The organism is Xylanibacter brevis ATCC 19188 (assembly GCF_000621725.1).
GTDB classification, from domain to species: Bacteria; Bacteroidota; Bacteroidia; order Bacteroidales; family Bacteroidaceae; genus Prevotella; species Prevotella brevis.
The window spans coordinates 51,961-64,082 of sequence record NZ_JHXM01000003.1 but is presented as its reverse complement, the minus strand read 5'-3'; the positions used below and the strand labels follow the sequence as shown (position 1 = coordinate 64,082).

The following is a 12,122-nucleotide window of genomic DNA, read 5'->3' as shown; positions in this document are numbered from 1 at the left end:
GTTATGAAATATCGTATCTTTTCCTTTGTCGCAATTCTGCTGGCAGGACTCACAATGGGAGCCTGCGATAGTGATGACGATAGCAACAATTCCCTGAGCTATACGTTGGAGAACACAACGATGGCGCCCGCGTGGCAGATGGATTGGAACTTCAATCAAGAGACTCCCAATTGGCAGAAGCCACAATCGCAAAGCTTCGAGAACTGGGTCGTTATACTGGTGAAGATTGAGCAAGAGCTGCAGGAATATACCAGTAAGGATGACTTGATGGCTCTTTTCGTGGAAGACGAATTGCGTGGGCTGGCCAGTCCTGCTATCAGTGTCGATAACCCCGGCTCCAGTTGCGATTATTATCTTATGAAGGTTTTCGGTAATGAAACGGACGAGGAGTGGATGGACGTCACATTGAAGTATTATAATAGTCAATTAAAGCACGTGTTCTCACGTTCTGCGTCTTTCCAGTATAGGACAGATCAGGTGATAGGTATTGATGAGGATTTTGTTCCAAAGTTCACGTTAGGACCCGCTAAGTATCCTATTGTCATGAACCTGTCGCTCGACTCAACCCCTTTGGCCAATGTAGATCTGGAAACTTCCAGTGATGACATGGTGGGTGCTTTCGTTGGCGGTGAGTGCCGCGGCGTGGCGCATGCCAACGGACGTATGGTGGTCTATGGTCGTGAGGAAGGCGAGAAGGTGACCCTGAAGTACTATGAAGCTGCAAATAATCGCATATATACCTTTAATGATGCGGTGAGGATAAAACAATTACCAACAAATACCATAACAATCAATTAATGTGATGAAACTATTGAAATTATTCTCTTTGATGCTGGTAGCAACCACGATGGCTGCCTGTTCCAGCGATGACAACGACGCCACACCGCAGCGCCCTGAAGTGCGTGCGCTGTCTTTCGAGGTGTCGGAGACTCCCTATGAGAAACCTGGCGAAAGTCGTCGTATCACAAGGGCTGCTGTTGTCAGTTCGCTTGATAAGTTTTATCTGAACTATATATACGGTTCAGGGCTGCTAACAAACGGTGATGCCATCGTGGCTACGAAAGATGGTGAGAAGGGCTGGGAGGTTGACGATGGCTTTACAGGATGGCCATTAACGGAAGATACGTTGGATTGGTATGCTTGTTCGGAGGATGTTACTTTTAATACGAGTGGACCTTACATCAACTTCTCCGTCGTTGAATCAGCTTCAGACCAGAAAGACCTGTTGGTGGCTACTGCCCGCGGAACGTATGCTGAAACGGGTGGCAAACTCTCTTTCACCTTTAATCATGTATGCAGCGCTTTGCGCTTCAATGTGAAGAAAGCCAAGAATTTGACTGACTATACGCTGACGGTGAGCGAGGTGAAGCTTTGCAATGTGGTGAGTCGGGGCGACTATTATTTCAAAACCTCATCGTGGACGCTGGATACTACTAAGTCCAACTATACTCTCTATTCAAGTGCGGGCTTGACTCCAGGTGCGGGCTTGATTCTGGGAATAGAATCCTATGTACCTTTGGGTGATTCCAAAGCTCCTTATCTCTTCCTGCTTCCTCAAACGCTCACGGCGTGGAGTGGTTCGGGGGCGCCTGCCAATACCTATCTTGAACTGACTTGCGTTATCAGTAACGGTGGCGTGGTGCACAATGGCAAGGCCTATATTCCTTTTGGCGCCGTGCTGGAGAAAGGCTATGAGTATGATGTGAATATTAACATAGGCAAGAATTCGCTTTATAAGCTTGATAACGGTAATGTAACTAAAATTATACCCTCATGAAACAGAAATATATAAAACCCACTTCGCGCATCTTCCAGCTTCAAGGCCCAGTGCTAATGGTCTCTGGTTCTGTTGATGTAACAGATTATAAGCGTGGTGATACGATCAGTATTGGAGATGTTGATTCTTAATGATAGATAGTACGGAAAACAATAAGCTCCGACCCGGACGAGTGCCAGGTCGGAGCTTGTTGTTATGAGTGGTCTGCGACTGTTACCACACCTTTTTCGAACGGAAAAACACCTTAAATTCATTTATTTTTCACAAAAACTTCATTTTTAACATATAAAATAAACGTATTTTAAGAAAATCTGTTAACTTTGCAAAAAATCTATAAATTACAATCTGATGAATACAATAAGACAATGGATGATTGCCGCCATCCTGATAATCTGCGGCACAATAGATATACAAGCAGAGACTCTGCGTGGTACCGTGAAAGACGCAATTACTGGCGAGACTCTGATAGGAGCGACTGTGAAAGTTGTGGAGTTAGCTAATGCGGTCGCCGTGACTGACATTGATGGTAACTATACGATCAATGTCAAGCAGGGCGGCCGCTATACCATTGAGACTAACTATATCGGTTATGAGCCCAGCATCATGAAGGAAATCCTGATTTCGGGTGTCAAGGAGGTGGTGCTCGACGTAGCATTGCGCGAGAACAGCACCGAACTGAAAGAGGTGGTGGTGCGCCCACGCGTGAACAAGGAAGCCACCGTGAATCCCGCCGTGCTGACTGGCGGTGTGATGCTGTCGATGGAAGAGGCCAGCCGTTTTGCTGGTGGCTACAACGACCCGGCCCGTCTGGTGACGGCCTTTGCCGGTGTGTCGGGCGAGGCCGATGGTAGCGGACTGTCTATCCACGGTAACGCCCCCGAGCGCATGAAGTATCGCATCGAGGGTGTGGAGGTGTTCACCCCCAACCACTTTAATGACCTGTGGAGTGCGGGCTACGGTCTGGTGAGCGCACTGAACTCTAACGTGATCGGCAACTCAGACTTCTTTACTTCTACCTTCAATGCCAACTACAACAATGCCCTCAGTGGCGTGTTCGACGTGAGGATGCGTGCCGGCAACAACAACAAACATGAGAATATCCTGCAGATAGGTACCGTGTCTGAGGAGTTGACACTCGAAGGTCCTATCTCGCGCAAGAACAACAGCAGCTATATCGTGAACTACCGCTATGGCTTCACGTCGCTGGTAGATAAGTTGGGACTGGTTGATATGGACGGTTCGCACATGGGCTTCCAGGATTTCTCCATCAAACTGAACTTCCCCACCAAGCGCGCGGGCACGTTCTCGCTCTTTGGACTGGCGTCTCACGACAGCACCTATGATGACCCGTTGGATCTGGAAGACGTGAACGCCGTCTATGACACCTCGGATAACGAGGGTAAGCTGACGCAGATTCTGGCTGGCGCGTCACACAAGATTCACTTTGGCAATAAGTGGACCTGGCGCACCACGGCGGCCTACAACATGCAGCACCTGAAGAGCGATATGTTCTACTTCGGACTGAGGCGTGACGCTAATGGCGTTCCTGTATCTCCATTGGCTTTTGAAGATCCCGATAATCCCAAGAGCAAGAAGTACCCCTTCAGTCAGCAGCAGATGAACGAAGACCGACTGATGATCAACACCGAACTGTCGAAACAGCTGACGGCTAAGTGGCTGACACAGTTTGGCGCCGAATATTCACACCGCTTCTTCAACCTCTACTATCGCTCTCACGACCAGCTCTACGACACGCAGAACCCGATGGTAGAATATACCAAGATGAAGGATAACACGGGCCTGGCAAACATGTTCTGGCAGAACCTGTTCACGCTGAGCGACGAGCTGAGCCTGTCGGCTGGTGTGGCCGCCAACTACTTCCTGCTCTCGAAGGACTTCTCGGTGGAGCCGCGCGTCAGCATGAAGTGGGATCCCACCGAAAAGCACAGCATCTCGCTGGGCTATGGTCTGCACTCTATGATCGAGAAACTGGACACCTACTTCTATCGTGACGAACTGGGTCGTATGCCCAACAAGGATCTGGACCTGTCAAAGGCGCACCACCTGCATGCCACCTATATGTATAAGTTAAACCCCAACCTGACGCTGCGCCTGAATGCGTTCTATGAGTATGGCTTCGACACCCCCGTGGGAGCGGCACCTGGCAGCACCTACTGTGTGACCAACCGCCTGTTCTCTTATACAGAAGAGGCATTGGTGGGCAAGGGTAATACGCGTAACTATGGTGGCGATATCACCTTGGAACACTATATGTATCACGGTTTCTTCGGACAGGCTAACGTCTCTGTGTATAAGTCGCAGTACAAGGGACAGGACAAGGTTTGGCGCAATCAGCTCTATGACCGCGGCTTCATGATGAAGGTGCTGGGCGGTAAGGAGTGGATGATAGGCAAGAACGTACTGAACGTCAGTGCTAAGTATAGCATCCAGGGTGGTCTGCGCTACACGCCTGTTGACATCGACGCGATGCGCGCCAGAGTGGCCGAAGGTAAGATAGACGATAACCCCATCTATAAGGATGATGAGGCTTTCACCAAGCGCTTTGACCCAACGGGCATCGTTGACCTCACCGTGAGCTATAAGATCAACAAGCGTCGCGTGAGTCACACCATCGCCTTCGAGGGACTGAACGTCTTAGGCACCAAGACTCCCATATACCAGCGCTATGATCTGGGTACCAACGACGTGCGCATAGACAAGAGCTCTATCTCGCTGCCCAACATCTTCTACCGCCTAGACTTCTAAGACAGAACAACAAACTTTAAGGACAGAATAACAAGGTAACGACATAATCGCCGGCTCTGCTGCTTCTTTAAGGGCAGAGCCGACTTAAAGAAAAGACGAACATACTTGTAGGTCATAGAGTTATGTACGAACAAAAGTAATAGACTTGGAAAAATTTTTATGAAAAATGTATGGTGGTTTTAAAAAAAAAGTGTATATTTGCTGATGAATATTCTTCCTAATGGATAGAAACGCTAATCTGACGCCGCAAATAACTAAATTGTATAGGCCTAATGATGAAGATAGAAACCTACATACCAGAAGAGGACGAGGAGGCGCTGGACTTTGTGCACCGCGTTATTGACCTGCAGCCAGACAGGGTACCACTGCGCATCATTGAGCAGCTGGTGGAGATCGTGTTGGGCGAACTGAAGGGGCGCGACTGCTTGATGAGTGCCGAAGGATCGGAGAAGTTCCTGACGGTGACCATGCGCCATGGCGGGCGCGCTATCGACGATCGACTGGTGTGGGTGATGGGCGACCATACCGACCGCATAGAGTATCACCCCGAAGGTGATGAGTGGGTACTAAGCATCCGCCGTGACGTGCCTCCTCCATTTGTGAGCCGACGATAAACAGCTGATATAGAGGCACTATTCCGAAAGAATAGTGCCTCTTTTCGCCTAAAAATATGGGATGAAGACTATCAGCCAGGGAAAACAACTATCAGTAACAATGAAACACTAAAACAACATGCCAAATAAGCCAATGAACACGGAACTTCTCGACCGCGCCATCGTGTTTGCCGTACGGGCTCATGCTGGCACTGAGCGGCGTGGCAAGGGCTTCCCCTACATCGTACACCCGATGGAGGCCATGGCCATTGTGGCCACGATGACGTCCGACCAGGAGCTGTTGGCTGCTGCCGCGCTGCACGACACGGTGGAAGATACCGACGTGACCACCGAGCAGATACGCATGGAGTTTGGCGAGCGTGTGGCAGCATTGGTGGCTGCCGAAACCGACATACGCATGGATGGCATGAAGCGAGAAGACAGTTGGCACGCCCGCAAGCAGGCAGCCATCGACCGGTTGGCGCAGGCCTCTACGGATGCTAAGATGGTGGCGTTGGGCGATAAACTCTCGAATATGCGAGCCATTGCACGCGACTATGCCGCACAGAACGACCGCCTGTGGCAGCTGTTCCGCACGGCCGACCCTCAGGAACATGCCTGGCACTATCGCGGATTGGCCGATGCCCTCCGCGAGTTGGATGGCACGACCGCCTATCAAGAATTTGAACAACTCATCAAACAAGTCTTTGGATGAAGAAACATATACAATACCTCATGCTGGCGGTGGCCCTGTTGTTGCCCCAGATGGCCAGTGCCCAGGACGAAACCATCGTGTTTACGCCCCAATGGACGGCACAGGCACAGTTTGCCGGCTATTATGTGGCCGAGGCAAAAGGATTCTATCGTAAGGCCGGGGTCAACGTGCGCATTGAACATCCCACCTCTACACAGCCGGCCATGAGCCGTCTGCGCAAGAACGTGTGTCAGGCCACCACGTTGCAGCTGTGTCAGGCTCTGGAGATTATTGATGCCGGAACACCACTGGTGAATATCCTGCAGACCTCGATGAACAATGCCATGGTCATCGTCTCGGCACGCAATCGTAACCCGCTGAAGCATAAAGGTGCACGTGTGGGCATCTGGAGTGTGGGCTTCGGTCAGCTGGCCATCTGCATGAGTCAGAAGGAACACCTGGACTATGAATGGATACGCTTTGCGCAGAACATCAATCTCTTTGTGGCAGGTGCCCTCGATGCCATGCTGGCCATGAGCTATAACGAGTATTACCAGCTGGTGCAGGCCGGCGTGGTGATGACCGAAGATAATGTGTACCGCTTCTGTGACCACGGCTATAACGTGCAGGAAGACGGTCTCTATATGTTGCGTGATTTCTACGAGGAGCATCCCGCTCTGGCAAAGAAGTTTGCCCAAGCCAGTCGGCAAGGGTGGGAGTGGGCTGCCCGTCATCCGAAGGAGACACTCGACATCGTGATGCAGTATGTGGAAAAGAACCGCATACCTACCAACCGCGTGATTCAGGAGCTGATGCTCAAGGATGTGCTGCGCATGCAGGTGGACCGCGAGTCCAAACGTCGTGAGTTCCGACTGCGCCCCGACATGGTGCGCAAGGCTTGCAAGTTGATGCGAGAGAACCACATGCTGAAACGTGAGGTGACATACAATGAGTTAATCAGTGAAAAGTGAATAGGGCTATGGATGGAATCATATCGTATATACGCCGAAAGCTCTCTGTCAGGGTCAGTCTGTGGGTGGTGATGTTTGCTGCCCTGATTTTCATCACGGCCTTGGGCTTCCTGTTCTATCAGTCGCGCGAGGCTATCCGTCAAGAGGCTATCAATCGTGCCACACAGATACTGGACAAGACCTCGCTGCGCGTGGAGGGCATCATGAACCGTGTGGAGGTGGCTTCGAAGATGACTGAATGGCTGGTGCAGCGCCATCCTGACAAGGCCGACTCGATGTTTGTGTACAGTAGGGCCATGCTGCTGAACAACCCGGACTTCTACAACTGTTCTATCGCTTTCGAGCCTGACTTCTTCAAAGACCGCGGCCGCTATTTCTCGGCCTACTCCCGCCGTGACACACCCAAGAACAACAAAATGGGTGAGACCATACGCACTTCGCTGGGTGGCAGCGACAGCTTCCAGTATTTCTATATGGACTGGTATCTGATGGCTAAGCTCTTTAAGCATGCCTGCTGGACCGAACCTTATGTGGATGTTGATATGTCAACGAACACCGGTGAGATGGTGTCCAGCTATTGCTACCCAATCATGGACAACGAGGGAAAGGTGATCTGTGTCATCAACACCAGCTTATCGCTGAACTGGCTCTCGCAGACCATCTCGGCAGTGAAACCATACCCCAACTCCTACAGCATCATGATAGGGCGTGGCGGTACCTATTTTGTGCATCCTGACAGTACTAAGATTACGCGCGAGACCATCTTTACGAAGACGTTGTTGGAGCCAGATACCGCCCTGACGGCGCTGGGACATGCTATGCAGCGTGGTGAGGAAGGCATGAAGCAAATGACCATCGACGGACAGGATTGTTATGTGTTCTATAAGCCGTTGGCAGATACGGGATGGAGCATGGGTATCGTGTGTCCGGAGAGCGATATCTTCGGTGGATTCGACCGTGTGCGTCACGCCGTGATGGGCATCGTGGTGGTGGGCTTGTTGCTCATGCTTTACATCTTTATCAAAGTGATTACCCGCGAGCTCAGTCCGCTACGTCGTCTGGCTGATGAGGCAGAGACCATTGCTTCGGGCAATTTTGAGACGCAGTTGCCAGACATCCAACGTACCGACGAGATAGGACAGCTGAGCCAGTCGTTTGCCGGTATGCAGAAATCACTGGTGAAATACATCGACGAGCTGAAGAACACCACGGCACAGAAGACCTCCATTGAGCGCGATCTTCACATTGCCAGCGCTATACAGAGGGGCATGTTGCCTAAGAACTTCCCCACCAAGGACGACCGCGACGATGTGCAGATCTATGCCTCGCTGACACCAGCGAAGGATGTGGGTGGCGACCTGTTCGACTTCTATATCCGCGACGAGAAGCTGTTCTTCTGCATCGGCGACGTGTCGGGTAAGGGTATTCCTGCCTCACTCGTCATGGCCGTGACGCGTTCCATCTTCCGAACGGTGTCGGCACGCGAGGCGATGCCAGACCGCATCGTGTCGAACATGAACGAGATTATTGCCGATGCCAACGATACCAACATGTTTGTGACACTCTTTGTGGGTGTGCTCGACCTGCCTACAGGGCGCATGCGCTATTGCAATGCCGGACACGACGCTCCGCTATTGGCTGGCGCCGGCTTGGGCTCGTTGACGTGCGATGCTAATATACCTATCGGTGTGATGCAAGACTGGAAGTACTCGCTGCAGGAAACACAGATCTTCACGGGTACCACCATATTCCTGTTTACAGATGGACTGACCGAGGCCGAGAATGCCAATCACGATCTGTTCCGTATGGAACGTGTCAAAGAGGTGGCCTCACAGGCTCTGGCCCATCAGCAGCACGAGCCGAAGCAGTTGATAGACATGATGACCAATGCCGTCCATCAGTTTGTGGACAAAGCCGAGCAGAGCGATGACCTGACAATGATGGCGATACAATACACCAAGCTGGAGAGAGACGTGAGATTCAGTAAGCGCATCGTCTTGCCCAATGACATACAGGAGGTTTCAAAGCTGACAGCCTTTGTCGATGAGGTCTGCGAGGTGGTGGGCTTCAGCCCCGCCGTGACGATGCAAATGAACCTGGCATTGGAAGAGGCCGTGGTCAATGTGATGAACTATGCCTATCCGGAAGGAACGCATGGCGATGTCACTATTGAAGCTAAGACAAACGATGTGCGCCTGAAGTTCACCATCATAGACAGCGGCACTCCCTTCGATCCTACAGCCATGGAGGATGTGGACATCCATCAGGATGCAGAAGACCGCCCCATAGGTGGACTGGGCATCCATCTGGTGCGTGAAATCATGGACTCGGTGAACTACGAGCGCGTGGACAATCTCAATGTGCTGACGCTGAGAAAGAAACTGAGAAAAAATAATTAAAAGTATAAAAACAATGAAGACAACAATTCAAAAACAAGATGGAAATCTGATTGCCATTCTGGAGGGACGCCTCGATACTGCGGCTTCCCAAGAGGTGGAAAAGGCCATACAGCCTCTTTATGACTGCGATGGACAGGACGTCATTATCGACTGCACGAATATGGAATATATATCATCGAGTGGCCTGCGTATATTCCTTGGAATTCTGAAAAATACCAAGGCAAAGGGAGGCCATGTATATATTAAAGGTATCTCAGACGACATTCGTGCTGTCTTCGCCATGACTGGCTTTATTAATCTGTTTGAGTTTAAGTAAATCATCACGCAATGGGAAAGAATGTGACATTAGATTCGCATGGCGAGGCACTGATGCAGCAGTATCGCGAACGGCGTCCTTCGCTTGAGCTTTTGGCAAAAGAGGCCTACGAAGTTTTGAGTAGTGCGCTTCGTGAGCAGGGCATCTATGTCACTGCCATTGAATATAGAGTGAAGGCAGAGAACTCGCTGGCTGGTAAGCTGGAGCTGAAAGGGGCGAAGTATAAGAGTATTGATGATATTACCGATCTGGTAGGCATGCGCGTCATCACTTTCTATACTGATGATGTGGATAAGGTGGCGGCTATAGCCAAGAGTGTCTTTGACATTGACTGGAAAGAGAGTGTTGACAAGCGTAAACTGCACCAACTGGATTCTTTTGGCTATAACTCGCTGCACTATATCTGCAGAATGAAGAGTGGCGGACCTCGTTTCGAACTGCAGATGCGCACAGGATTGCAGCATGTGTGGTCGACCATCGAACACGATATACGTTATAAGGGCGATGTGAAGATTCCCCGTGAGTATGCGCGGCAGTTTAGTCGTTTGGCAGGCATGTTGGAACTCATTGACGATGAGTTCAGTCGTCTGCGTATGGTGCTCACCGACTATAGGCGTCAGATTCGTTCGCTGGTAAAGGATGGACAGCTTGATGAGGTTCCTTTGTCGGTTGACTCGTTTCGCAGTTACCTCGATCTGGCTCCCTTCGACAGGCTGAATAAACGCATTGCTGCTGTTAATCAGGCAGAGATTTATCCCGTCTCTTTGATGCCGTTCCTGCCGGTTCTTGAGTCTTTCGGACTTGTAACGCTCGGTGATGTGCAACGTTTCATAGAAGAGAATTCTGATGAGGCCTATCAATTGGCTCTTTCACAACTGGCTGTTACCGACTTGGACATTCTCTCCTCGAGTGCTGCCTTGCAGTATCTTTGTTTGGTCCATGTGTTGAAGCACGATGGAGGGCGTGAAGGTCTGAAAGCTATTTTTGATACCATCAATGGAGAGAGCGTGGCAAATGCTGCGTTGGCAGATATGATGTTGGAACAGGCTCAGACACTGCCATTCATGCAGAGAATTGGTAATTGAAAAGCTTAACTTTTGCGGGCGAAAAGCATAACTTTTATACGGCAAAAGCATAACTTTTATACGGCAAAAGTGTAACTATTGATTCGCGTCTAGAGTCTAGAAAGCATCATTCTAGAGTCTAGACGTTGCAGTTCTAAAGTCTAGAATTGGTAGATCTAAAGTCTAGAAACGGCATTTCTAGAGTCTAAAACCAAAGCAATAGTCTCACTTTCAGCCCCTGGAAACCACGCTTCTAGCCCCTGAATGAGTCACTTTTAGGGGCTAAAACAACCTTTTCCAGGGGCTGGAATCACCTCGTCTAAGGGCTGGGTAGACACCAAAACCTAAACTATAGCAGCGCAAAACCAAAAGAATAGCGGCACAATTCATACTGAACTTGTGGATCTATTCATAGACTCTTCAAACGCAAATGCGAAAATATCGAGTAAATGTTTGCAAGCTTCAAATATAATTCCTATATTTGCAGCTGTATATTAACTACTATATCTATTAACCTAAAATAAATGAATATGAAAAAAAATAATTTGTTATTTTGGCTGGTAGCAGTTCTATGTGTTTTGAATGTTATTTCTTCTTGCAAAAAAGATGAAGAAGACAGTACAACCTCGCTATCAAGATATGTTGATATCAACATTACCCGTTGTGAGCGAGTAGGTGAGAGAATCGTTGTGGAATTTGATATGAAGAATAAAAGTGGAAACGTTATATCAAGTATTGCTATTAGTCCATCTTCACTGACAGACAATTCTGGCAAAGAATACAGTACTTTTGACAATATTGGTATGCGCATAAAGGGTGCTTTGAATCGTCCATATGAAGTTGGTCCTATCAGTCTTCAAAAGGACGAGGTAAAGCAGCTTGAAGTAGTTGCAGCAGGATTTGATGTTAACAATACAGCCACAGGCGTCAACCTTGTTGTTACTGGAAGGATAAAGGATGTTGATCTTGAGAAGAATACCATCAAAGCCTCTGCAAAAATAGTAGATAATCGCGTGTTGGATAATGGCATTCAGACAAATGATGCAGGAATCGAATGGACACTGAAGAGTTGTAAGCGTGAAGGCGACTATCTTTATGTTGCTTACGATATGAAAAACAATACTGGTAGCCTATTGAAGAATGTAAGTTTCCTGGAGGCGAACTACATGACGAAAGGGTTTACGTTTGTGGCACAGGACGATCTGGGACAAACATACCGGAACCTTTATCATGCAGAGAATAATGAAAGTTACAGTTTTGCGCTTACGTTTGATATAGCTAATAACGAGTCAAAGACCATTATCACACGTATTGCCGACTTCGACAGAACAGGAAACGCTACAAAGATATCTATTTGTAATGAACTGAAGTGTGAGTCCTATCTGTTTAGTGACCCAATTGTTCGATTGATTAATATTCCTATCGAGTAGTAGTTCTTCGACAGAGATTATTACCCCTACGCATGCTGCCGCCCTATTATGTGAAGGACTGGCAGCATGTGCAGGATAGATAACTTAAAACAAAATACATATGGCACTAGTA

At 49.1% G+C, this 12,122-nt stretch carries 10 protein-coding genes; all 10 read left to right on the top strand.

Features of this window, described 5'->3' with window-relative positions; all coding sequences use genetic code 11:
- The first annotated feature begins 3 nt into the window (after positions 1 to 3).
- Positions 4 to 798: a hypothetical protein gene (locus tag T433_RS0102220; RefSeq protein ID WP_155808289.1), complete on the top strand. Its 795-nt coding sequence runs from the start codon at positions 4 to 6 to the stop codon at positions 796 to 798.
- Between the two features lie 4 nt (positions 799 to 802).
- Positions 803 to 1,777: a fimbrillin family protein gene (locus T433_RS0102215; protein WP_081778321.1), complete on the top strand. Its 975-nt coding sequence runs from the start codon at positions 803 to 805 to the stop codon at positions 1,775 to 1,777.
- A 348-nt stretch (positions 1,778 to 2,125) separates the two neighbouring features.
- Positions 2,126 to 4,543, top strand: coding sequence for a TonB-dependent receptor (locus T433_RS0102210; protein ID WP_027454684.1), 2,418 nt, complete (start codon positions 2,126 to 2,128; stop codon positions 4,541 to 4,543).
- Between the two features lie 272 nt (positions 4,544 to 4,815).
- The gene (locus tag T433_RS0102205) at positions 4,816 to 5,157 is read left to right on the top strand and encodes a hypothetical protein (protein WP_027449980.1); all 342 of its coding nucleotides are present in this window, start codon (positions 4,816 to 4,818) and stop codon (positions 5,155 to 5,157) included.
- 133 nt (positions 5,158 to 5,290) lie between these two features.
- A complete protein-coding gene (locus T433_RS0102200; RefSeq protein WP_027454683.1) occupies positions 5,291 to 5,851 on the top strand; it encodes an HD domain-containing protein in 561 nt (186 codons plus the stop codon).
- Positions 5,848 to 6,801 carry an ABC transporter substrate-binding protein gene (locus tag T433_RS0102195; protein ID WP_027454682.1) on the top strand — a complete coding sequence of 318 codons (954 nt, stop codon included), beginning with the start codon at positions 5,848 to 5,850 and terminating at the stop codon, positions 6,799 to 6,801. Before T433_RS0102200 ends, T433_RS0102195 begins: the two co-directional genes overlap by 4 nt.
- 8 nt (positions 6,802 to 6,809) lie before the next feature.
- Entirely contained in the window at positions 6,810 to 9,200 is a 2,391-nt protein-coding gene (locus T433_RS0102190) for a SpoIIE family protein phosphatase (RefSeq protein WP_081778320.1), read from the top strand.
- Positions 9,201 to 9,213: 13 nt separating this feature from the next.
- Positions 9,214 to 9,516, top strand: a complete 303-nt coding sequence (locus T433_RS0102185; RefSeq protein ID WP_027454680.1) for an STAS domain-containing protein — start codon at positions 9,214 to 9,216, stop codon at positions 9,514 to 9,516.
- 23 nt (positions 9,517 to 9,539) lie between these two features.
- A complete protein-coding gene (locus T433_RS0102180; RefSeq protein ID WP_211249737.1) occupies positions 9,540 to 10,601 on the top strand; it encodes a GTP pyrophosphokinase in 1,062 nt (353 codons plus the stop codon).
- A 509-nt stretch (positions 10,602 to 11,110) separates the two neighbouring features.
- A complete protein-coding gene (locus tag T433_RS0102175; RefSeq protein WP_155808287.1) occupies positions 11,111 to 12,010 on the top strand; it encodes a hypothetical protein in 900 nt (299 codons plus the stop codon).
- Positions 12,011 to 12,122: the final 112 nt, after the last annotated feature.

What these genes read in the sequence shown, in the direction of transcription:
- T433_RS0102200 (WP_027454683.1), top strand. Translation starts at nt 5,291, where the DNA reads ATGAACACGGAACTTCTCGACCGCGCCATCGTGTTTGCCGTACGGGCT.
- T433_RS0102220 (WP_155808289.1), top strand. Translation starts at nt 4, where the DNA reads ATGAAATATCGTATCTTTTCCTTTGTCGCAATTCTGCTGGCAGGACTC.
- T433_RS0102215 (WP_081778321.1), top strand. Translation starts at nt 803, where the DNA reads ATGAAACTATTGAAATTATTCTCTTTGATGCTGGTAGCAACCACGATG.
- T433_RS0102210 (WP_027454684.1), top strand. Translation starts at nt 2,126, where the DNA reads ATGAATACAATAAGACAATGGATGATTGCCGCCATCCTGATAATCTGC.
- T433_RS0102205 (WP_027449980.1), top strand. Translation starts at nt 4,816, where the DNA reads ATGATGAAGATAGAAACCTACATACCAGAAGAGGACGAGGAGGCGCTG.
- T433_RS0102185 (WP_027454680.1), top strand. Translation starts at nt 9,214, where the DNA reads ATGAAGACAACAATTCAAAAACAAGATGGAAATCTGATTGCCATTCTG.
- T433_RS0102190 (WP_081778320.1), top strand. Translation starts at nt 6,810, where the DNA reads ATGGATGGAATCATATCGTATATACGCCGAAAGCTCTCTGTCAGGGTC.
- T433_RS0102195 (WP_027454682.1), top strand. Translation starts at nt 5,848, where the DNA reads ATGAAGAAACATATACAATACCTCATGCTGGCGGTGGCCCTGTTGTTG.
- T433_RS0102175 (WP_155808287.1), top strand. Translation starts at nt 11,111, where the DNA reads ATGAAAAAAAATAATTTGTTATTTTGGCTGGTAGCAGTTCTATGTGTT.